The sequence below is a fragment of the candidate division WOR-1 bacterium RIFOXYB2_FULL_36_35 genome (genome assembly GCA_001771505.1).
Lineage (GTDB): Bacteria > Margulisbacteria > WOR-1 > XYC2-FULL-46-14 > XYC2-FULL-37-10 > XYB2-FULL-36-35.
In genome coordinates this window covers 1-24,022 of the sequence record MEUA01000018.1, presented here as the reverse complement: position 1 = coordinate 24,022, position 24,022 = coordinate 1, and the positions used below count along the sequence as shown (strand labels likewise).

Sequence of the window (24,022 nt, the reverse complement as noted above, 5' to 3'; positions counted from 1 at the left end):
GCCTCATCAGAAAGATTTCTTAACTTAAAATAATCGACTATTTCTTTCTTCACGAGAAAAACCTCTTTTTTATATGTCTTAGTATCTGTTTTAGATCAAAAATCAATCGATAAAACCTTCTAATCGGCCAAAATGAAGCTAATAACAATAATGGATAAATATATAAAATAAATTTTAGTTCTCTTTTGAAATATTTAAAAAACGTACGACGCATCACAGCGATTTCCCGATCAGTAAAAACATAGGAATCTTTGGCAATAGCAAAGGGGATCCATGATAAAACTAGTTTTTTACGATATTCCAAATCTTTTCGAGTAATTAATCCTTCAGAATAAAATTCTTCATAGAACTCATAGTAATCAAGACATCCGTTTTTTAAGACATTATAATCAACCGTTTGAGGATCCCTAGTTGCCAACTTACGTTCACCAATAAAAAAAGACGGCAAGTTTGTCCCTAGTGTAAGTCTAACAACTATACTAGAAATTATCCCTCTATGTTTTTCATAATAAGTAAGAGGGTGAACAATTAATATTTTAGGAAGCATTTCCTTGGCTAACTTTGTGTTAAAAATAAATCCGGAAAAATGTCCTACCGAAGGATAGTTCATAATATCATAAGCCCTTTGGAATATAACATCTTTTTCAGGGGCAAAGTTAATAAGATGCGGCTTATCAACATTTTCCCTAAATGAATAATAATTCAAAGCAATAAATGCATATTCATTTTTTTTTATAACTTCCAAAATTTTTTGGACTAATCCATGAGTATAAATATCATCATCACATAAAATCGCAAGATAGTTCCCTTGGGCATGTTTAATACATTCAATCTGATTGCCAGCATAGCCAAAATTTCTAGAATTGCGGAAATATTTTATATTTTCTCCAATATATTCTTTGACAATTAAAGCTGTTTCATCTGTAGAAGCATTATCTGAAATAACAACTTCAACACTGCTTAAATTTTTTACTTGAGGAAATAGATACTGTAAACATTGTTTTAAATAGATAGCCCGATTATAAGTTGGTATACAAATTGATAGTTTAAGCATACGGCTTTGCCTCTTTTCCATAAGCTCTCTTGTAAAAAACATTCCTTATTTTCTTAAAGGTTTGTTCACTAAATAACATCCCTAGTATTACGGCTAAAATAATTTTCAACTGAAAGAAGAGAGGAATTATTTCTGAGGGATAGTCGTTTTTTGATTTTAAAAGAAACTTAAAGGCTGTCTTTTTGTTGTCTGATAAAAAATTATAAAACGCTGTTTTAAAAAAACCCTGCAGCCGCTCCTTTCTCAACTTTAATAATTTTTTTTTCCAAGTAGGATGTAGTTGTAATGCAAAGTTAAAAATATTAACATAAGATTGATAGTTCCCGTAAAGACGTTCAAAATTGACATTATAGCTGTCCCCTTCACTATGAATTCTATATGCAACAGCAACAGTATCAACAAAACAAACCGTTCCTGACAATAATAGTTTTGAGATTAATTCCGTTTCAGCCCCAATAACATCCAGTGCAAAAGCTTTGTTTTCTATCGCCTTACAACGATCAAACAACATACAAACAACATGGATACTTGAGCCCTTTTCATAATCCCAAAAGTACCATGTCCCGTCCATCACAGCAGGAGATTTATTTATCCTATCAAAACTGCTCCCGCCATCTTCATATAAAATTCTTATATTCCCATAGCATATTACACAATTTGAGACTTTATTAATTGACTCAACACACTTTGAAATAAAATTATGATCAATTAAATAATCGTCACTTCCCAAGATCATCATCCATTCACCCGAAACATACTCATATACAAGTTTTTGCCAGTTCTTCTGCGGTCCTATGTTAATTTTCTGCCTATGATAGACAAAACGTTTATCTCCTATATACTTTCTTACAAGTGCTTCTGTTCCATCATCCGAAGCATTATCAGAAACAATAACCTCTAAATTACAGTAATCTTGCGCTAATGCACTTTCTATTGCTTGTTCCAGATAAGAAGCGCGATTATAAGTTGGTATTGCGATAGAAACCTTTGGCATTAATTTATCATCTGTCATGCATTAAATCCTTCTTTATTTCATTAACTATTGCCTCTGAAAAATATTGAGTAGAAAATTGCCTTGCCTTTTCACTCTTTAAAAAATTCTCAATATTATCAAGATATCTCAAATAATCACCCTCCGACATTTGTTTCAAATAACAATATAGTTTATCATAATCTGAAAAGTTTCTTTTATCTATAAAACAATTATCAGGAATATGACTTGAAACATTATCGGCCCCTAAATATATAGGTACACATCCTGCGAATAAACAATCAAGTATCTTTTCTGTTATATACCCGGATATATCACGACAGTTTTCGTAACAAATCGAAAAACGATATTTTGACAAAAGTGGAGCTTTCCGCTCAACAAACCCTTTATAAGAAGGATATTTTGCAGTTAAAATTTTCTTTATAAAAGAGAAACGCGAAAGGATTTTTATAGCCTTGTTTAGGGTACGATTCTTTGTCCAAATTAATTTCCCATCCCAATCAATTCCATAGAGATCAAATTCATCCGGATGATATTTTTCAAACCATCTGATAGCTTTTAAACGCTCAGAATAAAGCTCCTGAGGATGAAGAAAATATTTATTCCCCGCGATCATTATACAAAAATTAGATCTAGCGGATAAATCTTTATTTATTTTGGCGGGCAATCTAAACGAATAATTAATTTTAAAATATTTGACATTGTCCACCTGTTTGTCATAATAAGTAAAAATCTTTTTAAAATAAATATGACACTTTGGATTAAGATTATCAGATGCCATAAGTCCATTTTCTGAAACCAGCAAATAACTGGGAACATTCTTCTCTATGGCAAACTTAAAATATTTATTTTTTCTATGCGGCATATCATTAAAAATGAAGGCGTCTATTTCTGCCAAATCAACAGTATCCGGAGTACAAACATCAATGCCAAAAGTTTGAGCATAAGAATAAAGATCATGCCAAGATTCCAAAAGATTATCTCCTGCTGAAACATTTACGTTTTTAAACAAATAGTTATCAGTAGTAATATTTTCATGCACATTGGAAACAGCAATTAACATTTAGGCTCTCCATATCGCATTAGTCTATAATAATTAATAATACTTTTAAGCACGGGCTGCATAAATGGAAAGAGATTAAATAAAAAACGATACACATAACCCGCAAGAAAAGAGAATGGTTTTCTTTTAAAGTTAAACCAGTTAATTCTTTGAGAATAATCGGGATTAACTCTTTCAGGCTGCAGAGATAATAAATCATACCTGTTTTTAAGCCAATTTAAATAATTTATTTGATTCATCTCAAGCCTTGCAACATATTCAGGTTCGGGCGCGTCTTGTGTTGCACGTGTATCCCTTACAATCAATGTTGGCGCTTGAGCAAATGTAATTGACGCATCTGTTTGATATAAACCATCGATCATCCCATAAAAATGACCATAATTTTGTTTAATCATTTTCAATGCTATTTCTTTATTAAAACAATCTTTTCTGATAATATTTGCAGAAATAAGTGAGTGTGCTATTAATAAATGCGGATTATTTTTCTCTGCAAACAAGCAAAATTCTTTATAATTTTTAAAATAATGAGGTATTTTAACCAAGGTATTATACTCTATAGATTTATTTACAATCAAACCAGGTTCATACTTTTTAATTAAATCTAGTAAATAGGTAAGCATATTTGGTGGAATAAGCTCATCATCCCCTATAACCCAAATATATTTTCCTTTAGGCTTTGTATATGCGTGGAATATATTCGGATCTCCGCCAATATCCTTTTCATGTTTTTCATAACAAATTTCAAACCCTGCAGAATCAACAATCTCTTTAGTGGAATCATCAGAATCGTTGTCATAGACATATACCCCAACCTTTTGACAGCCTTCTGCTTTTATCAACTCTTTTAAATTAATTTTTATAGACTCTAATAATTCTTTTAAATATATAGATCTATTTCTTGTGGGAATCGATATTGATAATAATTCTTCTGTCATAAATAATCACTTTTTAAGAGATTTTATAGTCCAGGAAAAGGCAGGCATCAAAGGTTGCTGATATCCCAATGCTATTTCAGTGGTAGGCATAACATCACGATAAAATTCAATCTTAATTCTTGATTCATTATCTACAGGTAATATCCACCCTGCCATATGCACAACACATAATACTTCCATATAACAATGACCCGTGGCAAACAATTCAACAGGTATATCAGTTTCCAATCTATATTGCCCAGGCACTAATTCATCAATTTCTATGTTTTTTTCATCTATTAAATTATTTAAGAATATCAATGATCCGTTTAGAGCGTAATATCCAATTGCAATAATAATATTTGGATCAGGACGTATCAGTTTAAATTCGATAACAGCTTTATAAGATTTACTGACAAGCATTGCCCCATGATACCTGGCCCCTTCTTGATTATGAATATAAAATTTTTCAACGCGTAAATACTTGTTTAGCGGAAAAACTCTCTCTGGCGACGCCGCCCATTCCATTAAAGTATTGTTTTTTTCTCCTGAGGCTGAAGCAAGGTAAAAATTAACTGCTTCAGAAACTTCTCCGGCATATATAATTCTTCCCTGTTCCAAAACAATACATCTTTCACATAAAGTTTGAATTGCACGCATATCATGGCTTACAAATAAAATCGTCCTTCCTTCTTTCTTTGAAACATTTTCCATTTTCCCTAGACATTTCTTCTGAAATTGTACATCTCCTACAGCTAACACCTCATCTACAACCATAATCTCAGGTTCAAGGTGAGAAGCGACAGCAAACGCCAATCTTACATACATTCCTGAAGAATATCTTTTAACCGGTGTATCTAAAAACTTTTCAACCTCCGCGAAAGCTACAATTTCGTCAAACTTATGTTTAATTTCACTGCGACTCATTCCAAGGACGGCTCCATTTAAATAAATATTTTCCCTTCCGGTAAGTTCCGGGTGAAAACCTGTGCCAACTTCTAAAAGGCTAGCAACTCGCCCATTAATCGATACTCGGCCGATGGAAGGTTCTGTAATACGGCTTAAGATTTTTAAAATTGTCGACTTTCCTGCCCCATTTTTACCAATAATTCCAAGCCTGTCTCCTTTTTTAACCTCAAAATTTATATCTTTTAACGCCCAAAATTCTTCTTTTGAAAAACTATTCTTATTTCCACGTTTAAAAATGTTGCTAAAGCCATTTGCAATCACATCACGCAATGCAATGTATTTTTCCTGTTGATGCCCTATAATATATTTTTTCCCTAAGTTTTCTACTTTAATAACAGTATTCATATCTCTCCTGTTAAAATTAAATCACATCCGCAAATGTCTGTTCCATTTTTCTAAAATACCAAACACCAAACACTAAAAATAAAAAAGCGATAAGCATTGACAGCAAAAACCCTGGCAAATAAATAAAGGAATTACCTCCTAAAATCGCCCAGCGAAAACCATCAATTACTCCCACCATAGGATTTAAAGAATAAATCAAACGCCAGTTTGCAGGAACAACACTACTGCTAAAACCGACCGGTGAAATATATAATCCAAACTGAACAATAAAAGGGATGATATAACGAAAATCACGATATTTTACATTAAGGGCAGCAATCCATAGGCCAACCCCAAGTGAGGTAATTAATGCAAGAATTAAAAAGAGTGGTAACATTATTATTCTCCAGCTTGGGATAAAATGGAACCAGATCATAAGAAAAGCCAACATAACAAATGAAATCAAAAAATCTACTAAACTTACAATAATTGAGCTTGTTGGCATAATTAATCTTGGGAAATAGACTTTGGTCAACATATTTGCATTAGCAATCAACGAATTGCTGCTCTCTGTCAATGAATTGGCAAAAAGCTGCCATGGCAGCATTGCGGAATAAACTAAAATCGGATAAGGAACGCCATTTGAAGGAAGTTTTGCCAATCCGCCAAAAATAATTGTAAAAACAACCATTGTCAAAAGAGGACGAATAACACTCCATGCAACACCGATAATTGTCTGTTTATAACGAACTAAAATATCACGCCAGGCAAGAAAATAAAACAATTCTCTATAAAGCCAAAGATCACTCCAATAATTTTTAAAACCCCTACCCGGTTCTATTATCAGCTCAAAATCTTTACTGTTCAATTAATATCTCTCCCATGTCTATTTGCATAACACCCTTATATTATAAGCTATAAGTAAAAACCATTAAAAACAGTTGTTTTTTTTAAAAGTAGTCAAAAGTTGAATTTTATCCCCGATGTAATTGTCGATCTTTTTTGCTAATAAAATCTTCTTTAGTAAAAACTTTATTATAAGGTACAGGAAGAGGTTTCCCATATACCTTCTTGGCCTCATAGTTTTCAATAAAATCTCTATCTTCAGCTATAAAACACGTATCACAATATTTACCGAAAAACTTAATATCTAAACCTCTTTCAATAATATCTTTCAACGGCTCTTCAAAAAAGTTTCCAAGTGAAACATGTATATAAGGGCATGGCATTACATCTCCATATTTTGTGATTGAAACCATTCTTTTAACAGCAATACAACCTATATCAAGTCCATAAGAAGGTGTTAAGTGAGTAAAAACATTATATTTCTTTTCAAGTCCCCGCATGTAGTCCATATCATCCTTATTTATCAGAATGTCATATTTGCCTTCCCATTCCCCGACAGGCTTAGCATAAGTTACAAACACCCCAACCCCTTTCCCGTTTAAAAACTCCAGAAAATTAATAAATTCTTCAGACCTGATTCGCTGTTTTGTAACTACAGTCTGGACTATAATGTTTAGTCCTGCATCAAGCGCCGCATCAATTGCTATTAAACACTTTTCATGCGATCCAGGTTTGCGTCTAAATTCATCATGTTCTGTTACTGAAAGGCTATCAAGGCTCAGTTGAATTTTATCGACACCTATACTTTTAATATGTTTTGCTCTTTCATAATCCAAATTCCAACCGTTAGTATCTGAGGATATATAAAATTTCTGAGGATCAATAGCTTTAACAATATCATCAAAATCAGGGAAAATGAGCGGCTCGCCTCCTGTAATTACTATATGAGCTAGTCCCATTTCATCTGCCTGTCTTGAAAGCTCTTTAACATCATTAATTGTAAAATATCTGTTCGGATTTTTCCCTCGCAATCGTGTTATATCACAGTGCTGACAAGCAAAGTTACATGTATAATCATATTGAAATTGCAATATGGCAATGCTTTCTCCATTCTTAAGCTTATCATCATACTTCATTATTTTTTCATAAACATAAGGTTTCTCCTTTTTAAGCTGATTTCTTTTATCTGTTTCAGTAGGTTTTAATTGTTCTGGTTGATTTGACATAATAAGTACCCCCATTTTATTTAATTATAACCCATTTAATAACGTTAAAAAACCTCCAATCCAAAATCTCTTAATATCGCAATATTAATATTTATGCCAAACTTATTTTTTATAAGCTTTGCAACCTCATCAGAATAACTTGCGGCCATAACTATTATTGCTTTTACAGGATCAGCTTGAAGCACATCAGGAGAAACAATAGGAAGATGTGTCGCCGGGGTATATTTACCCTGTTTAAATGTAGCAGAATCAACAACATATCTAATTTTATCAGAAATATTAGTCATAGAAATAATTGCAAGGGCCTGATGTCCTGCCCCCCAAATAGCTACATTTTTATGCCCAAACTGATCAATATATTTTTCTATTTCAGCTTTCAAGCTTTCCTGATATTTATAGAACGGAGATATATTTATTTTGCCACGTTTTTTTACAACTGCAGAAATTATGTAATCGTACCAAATCTCATTACACTCAAGAATATCAAAACCATTAAGATTTAATGCAAGACTCAAAGTCTCTTTGGTAAAATAAAAAAGGTGGTCTGGTATAAACTCGGAAAAAAGTTTTTTCCTTAAGATCATGTCAAAGTTTGGAACCTCAACAAGACCTACACCACCTTGTTCCAAGTTATTATAGATCCCTTTAAGTATTGAATTTGGATCAGGAAGATGTTCAAAAAAATTAAGTATATAAAAAGCAGCAAATGGGGTATTTTTTATGAAATATACTTCATTATCAATAAATCCCTCAGAAACAGTTAGCCCTTTTTTTATACATTTTGTAACAGATTCACTTAAATGCTCTAACCCATAAGCTGTAACATTACACTCTTTCATAAGAGAAAGATACTCTCCAGCGCCACAACCAATTTCAACAACCTTTTTCCCTCGCAAAGAATACTTTTTTACAAAAGAATCAAACTGCTGAAGTCTAAAGGTTTTCATTTCATCCGAAAAGGCGGCAGCGCGGATAACATCTTTATAATAAAAGACAGGCTCACAATCTAATTGGACCAAACCACAACCTGAGCATTGATAAATATCAAGATTTACCCCGAACTCATCTTTGAGATCGTTTGTCCCAGGCAAAAATTGAGCCCCCTTTGGCATGTTCTTATATTGAAGGAGTGGCTCTTTAAAAAATTTATTACCACATACTCTGCAGTTATTTCTCTTTGTCATAATATCTATATGTACTCCCTATATGTCTCATGTACTTTTATCAGATTTTTGGGACAAACATCGTGCCACAAAAGATACCCCGCGTCATTTATCGATAACCCTTTATTTTCAAGGAGATATTCGCCTGAAAGAAAACACTTATACAATATAGAGATAAAATGCCCCCGTAATGTCCTCTTTTCACTTATAATCTGCTTAATTGTAATAGGAACAGGATCAAATTCAATCTTAGCTCCAATTTCTGTCTCTGCAACTTTTAGGATTCTGTTTTCAAGGGTCTCTTTGAATCTTATAATTCCACCGGGTATATGCCAACCTTTTCCATGAATAGGATCATCCCTCCACGATAAAAGGGTTCTCCCCTTTTCATCTTTTATAAGAAGGTCAACATTTACCATCGGAACTATTTTGGAGAAGAAGGAAAAGAGCTCCTCAGCCAACCCCTTTGAAGGATCAGGTATCTCTTTTTCTAAATATTTAATTGCTTCGTGTATATTCATATAATTTAATATTAAGTCACCCTTCGACTAGCTCAGGATGACAAGGGTGTCAGGCTGAGCCTGTCGAAGCCAAGCTCGTCAAACCATCAAGACAACAAAAGTAACTTCCTAACAACCTCTGCATGTTTATCTTTATGAAAAAAAAGATAATTTGTCTGGATTGTTGCTTCGTCAACATATCCAAACTTTTCAAGCTTATCATTATTAATAACATAACAGTCATAATCAAGGTCTAAAAATAAATTAATAATATCATTAGGATGATAACTAAATTTCTTGGACCATTTCCTTAATATTTCAGAAAATACAATAGGTTTATATCTCTTTATAGTCTCAATCGCCCCTTTAAAAACAAAAAGCTCCGAACCTTCCACATCACATTTAATAAAATCGAGTTTATTGAAACCTGATATCGACAATATAAAATCATCCATTTTTTTAACTTCGCATTCTTCCATAATTGTCGACCCTCTCTCCCTGAGATCTGCCATAGATGAAGCAGCCGTACATTCCATATCAAAGTAAAATTTAACTTTTTTGTTTTCATCTGACAACCCAAAGTTGTATGTCCGATCCGCCCTCTGATTATTAAGCTCAAGATTCTTTTTTAAAAGCTGATATGATGATTTTATAGGCTCAAAAGAATATACAACTATATCATTATGAGAAAAAAGGATATTGAGTGTGTACCAGCCTATATTGGCGCCGATATCGAAAACAACATCCCCTTCTTTAACAAGTCTAAGTATCATGTTAGTTTCAACTGTTTCATATGCTGAAAAATTAAGATATGACATCGGAAGAGAATGTGAATCGTTTTTATCACAGCAAATTTTTATATCTTTGTTTGCTCCCTGAATCATAAATACTACCTGATCTTGTGTTATTTCTATTTTTTCTATAGGAGAATCTTTTATTAAAAGAGGATATTCAAAAAGATGTCTATGAGATTTAAACATCTCTTCCATATATTTATTTTTATCGATTTTTCCTTTAATATATTCTTCTTTTTTTTCTAAGAACAAAGTGTAATTTCCTCCTAACAATCAGACAAAAAACTTTCTACTGTACGCTTAAGCCCCTCAGGGATGGGAAAAAAACATTGCCATCCAAGTCGCTCAATTTTTTTTGAGGACATTAACATTTTATTTTCCCGCTTATCAATAACAGTATTATCATTCTGCATGATAAGGCTTAACTTATTGTCTTTAAAAGTTGAAATAAATATTTCCGCAAGTTTTTTCACAGACATATAAGCATTGTCATTGCCTATATTGTATGCTTCCCCTCCTGCGCCATCAAATAGAACCTTGAAAAAAGCCACAGTAGCATCAGCGATGTAACAAAAGGATCTCCAAGCAGAACCATTGCTTTTCATTACAATGTTTTCCTTTTTGACAATGTTCCTTACAAAACTAGCAAAGACTCTGCTGTCATTATCTATATCCATGGTAGGTCCGTATATATGAGCCGGTCTTACGATTTTAACAGGAAGACCAAACTGGTCATGCCAACATTTGCACATATTTTCAGCCATTCTTTTACTCTCACTATAACAACTTACCATATCAAGAGGATTTAAAAAACCATAATCATTCTCTGTCACAACTTCAGTTGCATTCTTCCCATAAACAGCTCCGCTGCTAAAAAACAGAAAACCTTCAACCTTCTTGGCTTTTGCAAGCTCAAGCAAATTATACGTTCCTATAACATTCGGCAAAAGGACATCAACAGGCTTTGTTTTAAAATAATGCGGACTCGCATAACTTGCACCATGAACAATAAAATCTATGTCGTCTGAAATATCAATCGAAGAAGATAGATCATGTTCAAAAATCTTTAAATCTTTGCTGTTTATAAAATCTTTAAATCTTTGTTTCGCCTTTTCTTTATTACGCACTAAAGCAATAACTTTTATGTTAAAAGAAGGATCTTTTTTATTTAACCATAATAAAACATATGCCATATATGATAAAAGCATTCCGTAAGCGCCGGTTATTAAAAAAGTTTTGTCTCTAAACTTTTTCCAATCGATAATATTACTGTTTACAATAAAATCCAAATCTTTTGCAATAATCTTGTTCATGAAATTTGTCATTCTAAAAGACTCCTATTTGTATCATAAAAACGATATAATTTTTCAAGAGCTTTATCCATCAAAGTAAAATCAGATCTTTTAATTTCAGATAACAACAATAAATTATCTCCACTATACTCTTTTCCAAGTTTTCGCTCTTTAATCACTATCTTTAGCTTTTTGCCTGATATTTTGCAAACTTTTTGAGCTATTGTTTTAAAATCTATGACATTTCCCGAACAAATATTGTGTATCTTGTGAAGAGGTTTATTTTCAATGAACCATTTAATAATTTTAATAAGATCATCAATATACATAAAATCATAATATTTGTTCTGGTTTATGATAATAGGTAAATCTAAAACTGCATCCCTGCAAATGCTGGAAATAACACGTACACGCCAATCTTCATACTTGCCAAAAACAGCAAAAAGCCTTAAATTATATAAATTGTTGTTCAATTCTACATATTTACTCATAAGATATTTTGAATACCCATATTGATCTGAAGGCACATGTTTGTCAAAATAAGCTTCTTTCATCTTAGGCTTCCAATGTTCACGGCTATATTCTGCGCCGGATCCGAAATAAATCATTTTCCCAAAATAATCTTTACATCTTACTATGTTAAAAAACATCCTTAAGTTATTTTCCAAAACTTTTGAGGGATCTTTTTTAGAATGTTTTGGTGCGGCATCATAAGTAGCAGTGTGTATTATTACATCAAATTTTGATTTTTTTATAACAGCCAAAACTTTAGATGAATCTAAAAGATCAAGCTGTTGTCTATTATAAGAAAAGATATTATATTCTTCTCCTAATTGTTCAAGTAAGTTTTTCGCAATAAACCCATATCCACCTGTTATTAATATCTTTTTCATTATTCTTTGTTAAAATCAGACTCTACAATCATATTGTTTTTTTGTTCTTCTTCATCCAAAAATGGCCATAAATCTTCAAGAGGTCTTGATACCATTCTGCCGTCAGGCATTGCTTTTGATGCCAACTTGGGAGCCATCTGCAAATCAGGATCAACCATAACTTCACAAATAACTGTCCCTTCCATATTAAGCACGTTTTGGACATCTTCTCTTAAATGCTTCTGGCTGGAAATCCTCATTGTCTGTAATCCATACGCAGAAGCAACCTTGCAAGTATCAGGAAAGGTAAGCCCGCTTGAGGGATCACAACAGACTAAACGCCCTTCAAAAAATTTACTATGCGTATTTCTTATAGCGGCATATCCATTATTATTTAAAACAAAAACTTTTATGGGAAGCTCTAATCTTTTTAATGTCTCAAATTCTTGAATATTGTGCTGTAATCCTCCATCACCAATTATACAAACAGTTCTCTTCTTTCCGCTTGCAAGACAAGCTCCAATACTCTGAGGAATACCAAACCCCATAGACCCAAGTCCCGGAGAATTTAAAATCCTTTGTCCTTGTTTTACTTTAAACGCCTGAGGTGTTATTTCAGCAGCGCTTCCTGAACTTTCAGGAACAAGCAAATCATCTGAATTCATTAAGTTCGAAAGGGTATCTATTAGAGCATAGGTGTTTACAAAATTTTTCAACTCAAAATATTCTTTTAAGGCAATCGGATATTTATCTTTCCACTCCTTACACTTTACAATCCAGCTCGATCTGTCGATTTGTTCAACTTCATCTAATTTTTGGATAAATTTTTCCAAAAAGGCTTTAATATCAGCCACAATAGGAATATCAATTTTTGTATCAACCTTTTTTATTTCATTTTCATCTATATCAACCATAACTTTTTTAGCATGAGAAGCAAAATTAGGATAATTATGTCCCACCTGAGGTAAATCCAAACGAGCGCCAAGCACTAATATAAAATCTGCATTTTGTTGTACAAAATTAGCATATCTTGAAGCAATAGATCCGGGACGTCCAAAAAACAGTTCATGCTCCTCGGGCAATATATCCATCAATCTCCACGTGGTAAGAACCGGTATTTTTAACATCTCAATTACTTTTAAAAACTCTGCATTAGCTTTTCCGAGACGTATCCCTCGTCCAGCAAGAATAACCGGTCTTTTTGAATCATTTAAAAAGGTAATAACTTGTTTTACTAATTGGCTAGAAATATTTTTTTCTGATTCCTTAGGAGGGATAAATCCTTCAATATTATTTTCATCAATCATAGCACCTTGAACATCAAGGGGAATATCCAGCCAAACAGGGCCTGGACGGTCATTTTGTGCCGTATAGACAGCTTTTTCCAAATAATATCTTATCTTCCCCGGATCTAAAACAGTAACAGCATATTTTGTAATAGGCTTTACTATAGAGACAATATCCACCTCTTGAATTCCCATTTGGCGAACTCCCCGCCCCTTAAGAAGATCCGATCTCTTAGTCTGTCCGGACAATACTAAAAGAGGTGTAGAATCAATCCAAGACGCGGCAACACCTGTTATAGCATTGGTACCGCCAGGCCCTGTCGTTACAAGAGCAACACCAATATTCCCGTTATATTGAGCATATCCATCCGCGGCAACAGCAGCCGCCTGTTCATGCAAGCATCCAATAAATTCTATATTCTTATTTTTACCAATAGAATCAACAAGATGCATACACCCCCCACCGGGGAGGATAAAAATATGCTTTACTTTAAGATCGGCAATAAACTTTATTACATAATCTGATAGTTTAATCATAAAATTGAAAATAAAACCTCTTTAATAGATTTCTTCTCGCTATTCCATGGTCTTGGAATAACAACTGTTTTAACTCCCACTTCTTTCGCCAATCGAATATTTTCAAGATTATCTTCTACTATTATATCAACTTTTTTTATCCATTTTAAGAAATCACCTTTATTATCATCATATCTGAGATGTCTCTTATCTTTTCTTTTAGATGGGACAAAATGAAATGTCCTTATCCATTCTCCGAAATATTTAAAAACCCAACCAGCAGAAACAGAAGCACAAGCAAGAGGGACAGCGGTCAGCGCAATATGCCGAAAATTACTTCCGTTTTCTTTTAACCAATTCATACTCTCTTTTACAGGAAGCATCTCGGCAAATAAATGAGAACCCCTAAATTCATCCAAGGAATTTTGATATTCTTCCAAGGTAGCGCCCAAAAGCTTATAAGGCGGATTCTCTCTAATATCTTTATAACTAAGCTTACATTCCGGATGGTCTACCTTCCATTTTTTTTCAAACCAGACCCGCATTAAATCATTTAATACGTCATCAACATCCCAAGCAATAGTTTTCATTAAACATCCATCCAGTAAGTAATAGTCGTCTTTCTCTGCTTGTTTTTGGCAATATCAGGATCGGTATAAAAAGAATCATCTTTATAATGGGTAGATGATATCTCTTCAATCACAGCCCCTGTCTTACTGCTGAAAATATGCCTCATCCCTCTCTCCACAACAACAATATCACCTGGTTTACCGGTAAACTTTTTATCATCTAAGACAAAATCGACATCACCATGTAAAACATGGAAAGTTTCCTCTTTCTTTTGATGATACTGCTCGGGATGGCTTTGCCCCGGAACCAACACTATAAGCTTTTTACAATATTCCCTGTTAATAAAGTTAATAAGTGTACATCCCGCCTCATGAAAACGGTCAACCCCATAATGATGGGAAATTTCAAGATCAAGCATCCCCGGGACATTGATATGTCCATCCTGCAAAACCTTTTTTACCAATTTAACAATTTTATATATCTTTTCACGATTATCAATCTGACTGACAGAAGAAAAAAGGATAGGCTGATTTACATGTATATCCTGTTTGACAGAATAATCGATATACTTTGAAAAATCATTCGCCGTAATTTGATCTTCAACTGTCGGAATAGCAAAAAACAGGTCATCTGAATTAATCTGTTCCCCCTTTTTAATTTCTCTTTTTGCAAAAAGACCCCGACCCAAAGCCCTTAAGCTTGAAATTTCATCAGGAGTAAACTGCAATCTCTTGCCGGAAACCCCGCACATCTCATATGCTTTTTTCGCAGCAGAAAGCCACTCTTTAACTTGAGAAGGAGCGCTGGAATATCCATTGATTGGATACTTATCTGTAGAAAGAGCAACATGTCTCTCAAGAATTTTTGCCCCTTTAGCAATAGCTATTTTAACAGCATCAAAATTCTGAGGCCCTTCATGGGTTGAGTAACCGATAACAACTCCAGGGTATCTAGCTTGAAACAAATCTATCTGGTTAAGCTCAATATCTTTGTCCGGTGTGGGATAAGCCGCAACACAATGCATTAGGGCAAATTGTTTTTTCCGGTGTTCGAAGAATGAAACAACTTTATCGATGTTTTCCAGTGAAGCGCCAGCTGTTGATGCAATAATAGGCTTATCTGTACCCGCAATCCTTTCCAAGAGAGGCCAATCGGTAAAAGAACAACTGGCTATTTTAACAATTTCATAACCATGCTTCTTAATCAAATCAACAGATGCTTCATCAAATGGGGTACAAATTGTAATAAAGCCGGCGTTCACAACAGCTTCTTTTAAGCGTAAAAAATCAGACTCACTAAGTCTTGTTTCACTAAATCGTTTAACATATTTAATATCTTTCCTCTCTTTGTAATCAGGATGAATAAAAGAATCAAGATTGCGATATTGGAACTTGAACGCAAACTGAAAATCAAAATCTTGGGTTACATTTTTTATCTCTTTTATTATCTTCAAACCATGCTCAACATCTCCCATATGATTATTAGCCATTTCAAAAATAAACAATTTATCAAACAAATTATTTTTCATTAAAAAACCTCCAAAAAACAAAGTTAACCCCGATTATTAACCCCGATTATGATAATCGGGGTTAATAATTAATCCCAAACCTTCCATAAAGCCTCGTTGCAGTTCCACATATCATTTAGCAATACAAGATCTCTGTAAGTATCCATACATTGCCAAAATCCCTCATGAGAAAACATCATAAGCTCTTTATTTTTTGCCAATTCTTCCAAAGGCTTGTCTTCTAAGATACAGTTGCAATCAGAAGATAAATAATTAAAAAGCTCTTTTTTAAAAACAAAAAAACCGCCGTTAATATGGCGATTTGAAACTTTTGGCTTTTCATTAAACCCAACAATTTTATCATTGTCCGACGATATCTCACCAAATCTTGATGGCGGGCTTACACCGGTTATTGTCCCTATCTTCCCATGTTTTCTATGAAAGGCTAATAATGTATCAATATTTATCTGTGCTAAGCCATCTCCATAAGTTAGCAAAAATTCTTCCTCATCCTCAAGAAATTGTTTAATCTGGGCAACACGGCTTCCGGTCTGCGCTTTAGGCCCCGTATTTACAAACGTTATATTCCAATCTTCAAGGGCTGAATTATTATGATGAATAATTCTCTCTTTTTTCGATCTTAAATTCAAAGTAAAATCATTCATCAACTCTTCAAAATTGAGAAAATAATCTTTTATCATGTCACCTTTATAGCCTAAACAAAGAATAAAATCTTTATGACCATAATATGAATAAATTTTCATTATATGCCATAAAATCGGCATACCTCCAACAGGAATAAGAGGCTTTGGTCTATATTCGGTCTCTTCTCTAAGCCTCATCCCCTGACCACCGCATAAAATAACAACTTTCATTAGAAACAACCTCCTTTTAAAAAGGATTCAAGGATTAAAGTTTTATAAACTTTTCCAAGAAGTCTGAAACCTTTCTTACCATATAATCCAATTTTTCTTTTGTCATTCCGGGATATACACCAACCCAGAAAGTATTATTCATTATTAAATCTGTCTTTTCAAGATGACCGACAATTCTATAGCCACTTTTTTCCTTGCGCATTTGATCAAAAGCCGGATGGCTCACCATGTTACCTGCAAAAAGCATCCTTGTCTGTATTTTATTATCCTCTAAATAATTAACAATATCATCCCTTGCAAACCCGGCATTTTCTCTCACGGTTATAAGAAATCCAAACCAGCTTGGTGAAGCAGCAGGCAAAGACTCTGAAAAAATAAACTTATCAGAATATTTAATCAATTTTTCCAAAAGATATTTGTAATTTTTTTTTCTGGCCTCGATAAATTTAGGGAGCTTATCAAGCTGCGCGCAACCGATTGCCGCCTGCATATCTGTAACTTTCAGATTATAACCAAAATGTGAGTAAACATATTTATGATCATAACCATATGGTAATTCTCCAAACTGTTGTTTAAACCTATTTTTACAGGTATCATCCTTGCCGCTCTGGCACCAGCAATCCCGCCCCCAATCCCTAAACGACTCTATAATACGTTTTAAGTGTAAATTATTTGTGAGAAGAGCTCCCCCTTCCCCCATTGTAATATGATGTGGAGGATAAAAACTGCAAGTGGCAATATCTCCAAATGAACCGGTATATTTTCCTTTATATTTTGAACCTAAAGCATCACAATTGTCCTCTACAAGCCATAAACCATGTTTTTTACAAAAACTTTTAATCTTATCTATATCAAAAGGATTGCCTAAAGTATGGGCAATCATTATAGCTTTTGTTTTTTTAGATAAAGCTCTCTCTAATTTATCACAATCAATATTATAAGAAGGGAGTGTCACATCAATAAATACAGGAATAGCGCCAAACTGAACTATCGGAGCTATAGTTGTTGGAAAACCTGCAGCAACGGTTATAACCTCATCACCTCTTTTAATCTTTCTTTCCCCAAGTTTTGGCGAAGTAAGCGCCATAAAAGCCAAAAGATTAGCTGATGAACCTGAATTTGTAAGGCTGCAGTATTTAACTTCAATAAAAGATGCCAGTTTTTTTTCAAATTCCACAGCATAATGGCCTGCTGTCAACCAAAATTCAAGAGATGAGTCAACAAGATTAATCATCTCTTTCTCATCATACACGCGACCCCCGTAGTTCACTTTGGATATCCCGGGAATAAATTGTCCATCTGTTTTGGACAGAGCATAATATGATTTTACTTTCCTTAAAATTTCTTTTTTTAATTTATCTTTTTGCTTTTGTTTCATTTATTTGATACCATTTTATAGTTTTTTTAAGCCCTTCTTCAAAAGAAGTCTTTGCTTTAAAACCAAATTCTTTCTCGGCTCTTGAGACATCAAGCATTCTTCTTGGCTGTCCGTCAGGTTTTGTTTTATCCCAGACGATTTTTCCTTTAAACCCCGTAAGTTTTACAATTAATTCAACTAGGTCTTTTATCTTAATTTCAAAACCTGCCCCCAGATTAACAGGATCAGGTTTATCATATTTCTCGGCTGCAAGTAAAATGCCTTCTGCGGCATCTTCTACATAAAAAAATTCACGACTTGCTTCTCCCGTACCCCAAACCACTACCTCTTCTTTTTTTGCTTTGGCAGCTTCCACACACTTTCTAACCAAAGCAGGAATAACATGTGAAGTTTTTAAATTAAAGTTATCTCTTGGTCCATACAAATTAACAGGTAAAAGATAGATAGAATTAAAACCATATTGCTCCCTGTAAGCTTGAGATTGAACTAAAAGCATTTTTTTTGCAAGTCCATAAGGCGCATTTGTCTCTTCCGGATATCCATTCCATAAATTCTCTTCTTTAAACGGAACAGGCGTAAATTTGGGATAGGCACAAATTGTCCCTATAGCAACAAATTTCTTTAAATTATTCTGCCTCCCCTCCTCAATCAACTGGACACCCATCATCAGATTATCATAAAAATATTTTCCGGGGTTTAACTTATTGGCTCCTATCCCTCCAACTACCGCAGCTAAATGAATAACTATATCAGGGTTACCATCTTTATACATTTTTTTTACATCTTCCATACAAACAAGATTATAATCTTCTATTTCCGGAACAAAAACATCTCTGCAGCCTCTATCTCTTAACTTTTCTACAATAAAAGATCCAAGGAACCCTGATCCGCCTGTAACAGTAACTCTTTTATTTTCCCAAAAATTCATAATTTACCCGCTTGTTATCCTGTTTTTTGTCCAAGTAATGCCTTTTGATTCCAAGATTTTTGCGCCATCACCAATAGGCGTTAAACCTATCTGTTCCATATCCGCATCAACCATAATTTTTACAAGTTCATGAACTTTTACTTTCGGTTCCCATTTAAGAATATTTTTTGCCTTTGAAATATCCGCGCAAAGGAAATCAACCTCTGTCGGCCTAAAATATTTTGGATCAATCTCCACATATTCCTTCCAATCCAAATTAACATAAGAAAAAGCCTCTTTGACAAAATCTTCAACAGTAACACTCTCTCCTGTGCCTATAACATAATCATCGGGCTTATCCTGTTGCAATATAAGCCACTGGCAAACTACGTATTCAGGAGCATATCCCCAATCTCTTTTAGCTTTCAGATTTCCAAGATATAATTTTTTTTGTTTCCCTGCTACAATATTTGCAACTGCACGAGTTATTTTTCTTGAAACAAAAGTCTCCCCTCGACGAGGGCTTTCATGATTAAATAATATCCCATTACAGGCAAACATATCGTAGCCTTCTCTATAATTAACTACCATCCAATAAGAATAAACTTTTGCCACAGCATAAGGACTACGTGGATAAAATGGAGTTTTTTCATTTTGGGGAGGGGGAGAGGCTCCAAACATTTCAGAACTCGACGCCTGATATAATTTGGTCTTTATTCCACTGCTCTTTATAGCTTCCAGTAACCTTGTAGTCCCTAACCCTGCTATATCACCTGTATACTCAGGAGTATCAAAACTAACTCTAACATGACTTTGCGCTCCTAAATTATAAACTTCATCAGGCTTAATATTATAAATCAGATTAACTAATTGACTTGAATCAGAAAGGTCTCCATAATGCAAAAAAAATTTAGCTTTTGGCAAATGAGGATCAATATAAATATGATCGATTCTATGGGTATTAAAAGTACTGGCCCGTCTGATTAATCCATGGACATCATATCCTTTTGACAATAGAAATTCTGCCAAATAACTTCCATCTTGACCTGTAATACCGGTTATAAAGGCTCTTTTAGGCATAGAAACTCCTTCTTAAATACTTATTTATAAGCTTTCTATAACTTTTTTATAAACACTCTTTACTTTTTTAGGCAGACTCGGGCTGAGAAGAAGTAAAATTTCCCTGCCTAAAACCCTGTATTGCCCACCAATTTTAGCCGCACGAAGAACACCTTTTTTAACAAGACGACGAAAAGTTGAATCACTTATTTTAAGGAGTTTTTGCGCTTCTTCAGAGGTATAAACTTCAGATTCATTAAGTTGCATATACTTGCCTTTAAGTATATCAAAATATAAAATTTATTCAATAGCAGTCAAAAGTTGTCAAAAGCTATTTATTGACCTCTTTGTACAATAAATATACAGTTACCAAGGCAGTAGCTGCCTGAGCAAAAGAATTTGTTGCATTCGCAGCAGATTCCCAGAACTTATTCCAGTCAAATGGATCCTGGTAACGTACTAATTCAATTGTTTTTGCAGGAATAAAAACGGTATCTCCCATCCCAACAGAATAACTGTTTTCAATTTTACCATTGGCTTTAAGAACCAAAATCCGACCTCTATCTGCAAAATCGGTCCTTCCTCCACACGCATCTATATAATAATCGACAGATTTTCCATTCTCATACAAGATGGAGCCAGGAAAGTATACCTCTCCCATCACATCAACAGAATAAATCTTCTCAGGGATTTCCAGATAGTCGCCATCTTGAAGAATAATATCATTATTAGCGCCGCTTTTTAAATCAGACAAATTTAAAATAATTCTTCCGGAGGCTTCCATAGATATCTTTTTCAACGAAAATTCATAAGCCCCTTCAACCTGTTGATGTCTAAAATCTCTCTCTTCCTTAGGCAATCCTACAGGAATTTGCGCAAATTCCCAACCTTTTCTGATCTCTAGCTCTTTAATCATTTTAGCAGCCTTTTCCGTCTGCTGTAGTTTAACAGATTCACGAATAAATACTGCCCCCGCTAAAAAAGCTTTTTCCGTGAGCCCTCCCGCCCTTTCAATTAAAACGCTTAGGCGTTCTCCTCGAGAAATAACATATTTCCCAGGATATAAAACATTTCCTTTGATTGTTACCTTTTCATTAAATCCGTAATCCGGAATTTTTCTTATAAAAAGATAATCATTTTCTTGCAACAAGAAATCTTCTTTCTTATCTTTTTCTTTTAATATCTTCGAAAGATTAATTTCGTAAGACTTAGAAATATTTTTTTCATCGGTTCTAACAAGTTCAGCTTTATTTAAAAATGCGCTACTTTTTACTCCGCCAGCCAAAAAGATTAAGTCACTAATCCTCATATTTTTTACAAGAGGAAATGCCCCAGTTCCCTCATTTACAGCTTCATCATTAATTTCTCCGCTTATATAAACCTTTGGCTCTCCTTTAATTTCAGAATCAGCATAAACACGGATCTGATCAAACTCTTTAAGTAATGGATTATTCTGAGGGTCACCAGCCTTCATCTTGTTTAAATTTACAACCAAAATTTCCGGTTCCCTTTTTGGCGGCGCGGCACGATAAATTTGGGCGCGTTCCATATAAGTATAAGGAGCAAGCCCGTCCGCTTTTATAAACAAATCCATAAGATTCATGCCATTTGAAAGTTCATAACGTCCAGGTCTTTTAACATTCCCCTTAAGATAAACCACATTTCTAATCTCAGGCTCAATTGAGAAAATAGAAACATAATCCAAGCTATCCACATAAATAGGTTTATAATTTTTAGTTTTCAAATAATCAGCATAATTAATGTCAACAACCGTCTCTTTAACATTATTAACCTTTCTCCCAATCTGTATTCTTTGCAGATAAGAAGTGGGGGTGACTCCTCCTGCTAAACTTATAAGATCACTTAATTCCGTTTTATTTTTTAATTCATATATAGCAGAACGATTAATATTTCCACTTACAGCAACAACCTTTTGTATGGGAGAAATTTTAATCACATCACCGCTCTCTAATAAAATGTCATTTTGATTTTTCCCTTTAAGGATAAAATCATAAAAATCAACAGTAACAATTTTCATGCCATTACGAATTAGCTCGATTTTCCTTAAAGTTCCATTTTTTGTCGGGCCACCACCAATAAAAACAGCATCGTATAGCGAAGTATTAGCTAAAATTGTATAGGCTCCCGGATTTTTAAATTCTCCTACCATATATACTTTAATCGATCCTATCTCTTTTATTGTCAAATCAATATTAAAATCAGCAACAAAAATTTTAGCTAATCTCTGATACAACAGATCTCGGGCTTCCAATATCGTTAATCCAACAACAGTAACAACTCCAACCTTTGGAATAGTTACAGATCCTCTCTCATCAACCAAGAGAGAAAAAGAGTCATTTACATTTCCCCAAATGGTTACCAACAATTTATCACCAGGATTTATGCGATAATCAGGCCCTATCGGAATACTAGGGACTAAAGAAAACTTATCGTCTACCGCTTTTTTGAAAACTTCATAACCATATTGCCTTAAAAGTTTTTGTTCAACATAAGATTTATCAAAAACTTCTTCTGTCGGTTCCGCCTCATTATAATTCTTCTTATTTCTTTGCTGTTCTTTTATTTTTCTTATCTCTTCATCGTTAAAACTCTTTTCAATGGGAGATAAATTATCAATTAAAGCCTTAATTTCATCTGTTATCGATTTAGTTATAAGTACTTCTTTATCTTTATCTTTGTCTTGCTCCTTATTTTTATCCTCATTTTCCAAAGAATTATCTTTTTCCAGCAAATTTTTTATTTGATCTTGATTCCCTTTTTCTTGAATTAAAGATTCCGCCTGATTTTTTTGTTGAGGAGTTAATTTATTAAAAACATCATCAATGCTTGCCGCTAAAGCAGGCTCTGGCAATAAGCTTGAAACAAAACAAATCAGCAGAAAAAACGATATCTTTTTAATATATTTTCCTATCATTTAAAAACCTCTTTTCTATTGTTATTTTTAATATTAGTTTTAAATTCAACCAAATATTCTATTATAAAAGAAAGGAAAACAGCCCCAAAAAAAGATATAATTCCTGCTGTCATTACACTCTTTTTTACATCAGAATTAAAAGGACCGTTTGGAGAAAGGGCAGAATCAAGTTTTTGAAAAGATATATCTAGAGACCTTTGAGCTAAAAAATCACCCAATTTATCTACATAAGCATTGGCAATTTTTGTAACTAAAATAGGATCATTCCCAGTCACAGTGATATTTAAAACAACTCCATCTTGCGAAATATTCAGCATACCAATCAAATCTAAGGCAACTGATTCCAACGAAGGAGTAACCCCTCCAACCCAACCATGTTTTTTATCATCCCATTGACCCTTCTTAAGAGCTTTTAGTAAATCAAGTTCTTTTGCAACAGATTCAGCTAAAACCCTGCTAGTTAAAAGTGATTTCAACGCCGTCCCCTGTCCTCCACCAAAACCAAAAGGAGTTCCACTGAAAAGATTGGAAAACCCTCCTGTAGAAGTCTCTTTTGAACCTAAAGTTAATATAGTTGCAGTCGCTTTATACATTTTAGGCTGCCGAACAGCGGAAAAATGAATAAATGTAACTGCGACAACAAAAACCAACAATATAAAAAACTTATATTTATTTAAAATTCTGATTATGTCTGACAGACTTATTTCGCCTTCAGCAAAAAGTTCCTCTTTAACCATAGCTATATTGTTATATTATACAACCTTAGGATCAAATTAGGAAGAGTTTCAAGAAAGTTTGCAAAACAAAAGTCAGGTAATTAGAGTTATTTTTTGTTCTCCTGACTTTCTCCTAGAAAAAAGCATTTTTCAATAATTATTGTCATTAAGCCAAAAAAACGCTGTGCAAGAAAAGTTTTGTGATACATAAAATAATGACTTTGTGAATTTTCCATCCTGGATTTCTCTGCCCTCACCCAATCTT

The 24,022-nt window shown here is 33.7% G+C and carries 21 protein-coding genes and 1 pseudogene; all 22 read right to left on the bottom strand.

Annotated elements, in window-relative coordinates; genetic code table 11:
* Positions 1–49: 49 nt before the first annotated feature.
* The 22 genes and pseudogenes from A2290_06095 to A2290_05990 all read right to left on the bottom strand — a co-directional run bounded on the left by A2290_06095 (position 50) and on the right by A2290_05990 (position 23,778).
* Positions 50–1,096 (bottom strand): hypothetical protein, encoded by a 1,047-nt coding sequence (locus tag A2290_06095; GenBank protein OGC15628.1) that lies wholly within the window; start codon positions 1,094–1,096, stop codon positions 50–52.
* Positions 1,047–2,066 (bottom strand): hypothetical protein, encoded by a 1,020-nt coding sequence (locus tag A2290_06090; GenBank protein OGC15627.1) that lies wholly within the window; start codon positions 2,064–2,066, stop codon positions 1,047–1,049. The genes A2290_06095 and A2290_06090 overlap by 50 nt, the downstream gene beginning before the upstream one ends.
* The gene (locus tag A2290_06085; GenBank protein OGC15626.1) at positions 2,056–3,108 is read right to left on the bottom strand and encodes a hypothetical protein; all 1,053 of its coding nucleotides are present in this window, start codon (positions 3,106–3,108) and stop codon (positions 2,056–2,058) included. Before A2290_06085 ends, A2290_06090 begins: the two co-directional genes overlap by 11 nt.
* Complete coding sequence (locus A2290_06080) at positions 3,102–4,043, bottom strand: hypothetical protein (GenBank protein OGC15625.1); 942 nt, start codon at positions 4,041–4,043, stop codon at positions 3,102–3,104. The genes A2290_06085 and A2290_06080 overlap by 7 nt, the downstream gene beginning before the upstream one ends.
* 513 nt (positions 4,044–4,556) lie before the next feature.
* Positions 4,557–5,336, bottom strand: a pseudogene (locus A2290_06075) (hypothetical protein).
* Positions 5,337–5,352: 16 nt separating this feature from the next.
* A complete protein-coding gene (locus tag A2290_06070; GenBank protein ID OGC15624.1) occupies positions 5,353–6,183 on the bottom strand; it encodes a phosphate ABC transporter permease in 831 nt (276 codons plus the stop codon).
* Between the two features lie 106 nt (positions 6,184–6,289).
* Positions 6,290–7,387, bottom strand: coding sequence for a hypothetical protein (locus A2290_06065; protein ID OGC15623.1), 1,098 nt, complete (start codon positions 7,385–7,387; stop codon positions 6,290–6,292).
* 44 nt (positions 7,388–7,431) lie between these two features.
* Positions 7,432–8,571, bottom strand: a complete 1,140-nt coding sequence (locus tag A2290_06060; protein ID OGC15622.1) for a methyltransferase — start codon at positions 8,569–8,571, stop codon at positions 7,432–7,434.
* Positions 8,572–8,576: 5 nt separating this feature from the next.
* Positions 8,577–9,071, bottom strand: coding sequence for an NUDIX hydrolase (locus A2290_06055; GenBank protein ID OGC15621.1), 495 nt, complete (start codon positions 9,069–9,071; stop codon positions 8,577–8,579).
* A gap of 86 nt (positions 9,072–9,157) precedes the next feature.
* Complete coding sequence (locus A2290_06050; protein OGC15620.1) at positions 9,158–10,117, bottom strand: hypothetical protein; 960 nt, start codon at positions 10,115–10,117, stop codon at positions 9,158–9,160.
* Positions 10,111–11,169: a hypothetical protein gene (locus A2290_06045; protein OGC15619.1), complete on the bottom strand. Its 1,059-nt coding sequence runs from the start codon at positions 11,167–11,169 to the stop codon at positions 10,111–10,113. The genes A2290_06050 and A2290_06045 overlap by 7 nt, the downstream gene beginning before the upstream one ends.
* Entirely contained in the window at positions 11,166–12,029 is an 864-nt protein-coding gene (locus tag A2290_06040; protein OGC15618.1) for an NAD-dependent dehydratase, read from the bottom strand. The genes A2290_06045 and A2290_06040 overlap by 4 nt, the downstream gene beginning before the upstream one ends.
* Positions 12,029–13,831, bottom strand: coding sequence for a thiamine pyrophosphate-binding protein (locus tag A2290_06035; protein ID OGC15617.1), 1,803 nt, complete (start codon positions 13,829–13,831; stop codon positions 12,029–12,031). The genes A2290_06040 and A2290_06035 overlap by 1 nt, the downstream gene beginning before the upstream one ends.
* Positions 13,828–14,400, bottom strand: a complete 573-nt coding sequence (locus tag A2290_06030; GenBank protein OGC15616.1) for a hypothetical protein — start codon at positions 14,398–14,400, stop codon at positions 13,828–13,830. The genes A2290_06035 and A2290_06030 overlap by 4 nt, the downstream gene beginning before the upstream one ends.
* The gene (locus A2290_06025; GenBank protein ID OGC15615.1) at positions 14,400–15,908 is read right to left on the bottom strand and encodes a spore coat protein; all 1,509 of its coding nucleotides are present in this window, start codon (positions 15,906–15,908) and stop codon (positions 14,400–14,402) included. The genes A2290_06030 and A2290_06025 overlap by 1 nt, the downstream gene beginning before the upstream one ends.
* Before the next feature lie 68 nt (positions 15,909–15,976).
* Positions 15,977–16,762, bottom strand: a complete 786-nt coding sequence (locus tag A2290_06020; GenBank protein ID OGC15614.1) for a glucose-1-phosphate cytidylyltransferase — start codon at positions 16,760–16,762, stop codon at positions 15,977–15,979.
* 34 nt (positions 16,763–16,796) lie between these two features.
* Positions 16,797–18,140 (bottom strand): lipopolysaccharide biosynthesis protein RfbH, encoded by a 1,344-nt coding sequence (locus A2290_06015; protein ID OGC15613.1) that lies wholly within the window; start codon positions 18,138–18,140, stop codon positions 16,797–16,799.
* On the bottom strand, positions 18,118–19,068 hold the full coding sequence (locus A2290_06010; GenBank protein ID OGC15612.1) for a GDP-fucose synthetase: 951 nt from the start codon (positions 19,066–19,068) through the stop codon (positions 18,118–18,120). Before A2290_06010 ends, A2290_06015 begins: the two co-directional genes overlap by 23 nt.
* A 3-nt stretch (positions 19,069–19,071) precedes the next feature.
* Complete coding sequence (locus A2290_06005; protein ID OGC15611.1) at positions 19,072–20,127, bottom strand: GDP-mannose 4,6-dehydratase; 1,056 nt, start codon at positions 20,125–20,127, stop codon at positions 19,072–19,074.
* Positions 20,128–20,151: 24 nt separating this feature from the next.
* Positions 20,152–20,373 (bottom strand): hypothetical protein, encoded by a 222-nt coding sequence (locus A2290_06000; GenBank protein ID OGC15610.1) that lies wholly within the window; start codon positions 20,371–20,373, stop codon positions 20,152–20,154.
* Between the two features lie 64 nt (positions 20,374–20,437).
* Positions 20,438–23,041: a hypothetical protein gene (locus A2290_05995; protein ID OGC15609.1), complete on the bottom strand. Its 2,604-nt coding sequence runs from the start codon at positions 23,039–23,041 to the stop codon at positions 20,438–20,440.
* A complete protein-coding gene (locus A2290_05990; GenBank protein OGC15608.1) occupies positions 23,038–23,778 on the bottom strand; it encodes a hypothetical protein in 741 nt (246 codons plus the stop codon). Before A2290_05990 ends, A2290_05995 begins: the two co-directional genes overlap by 4 nt.
* Positions 23,779–24,022 lie beyond the last annotated feature (244 nt).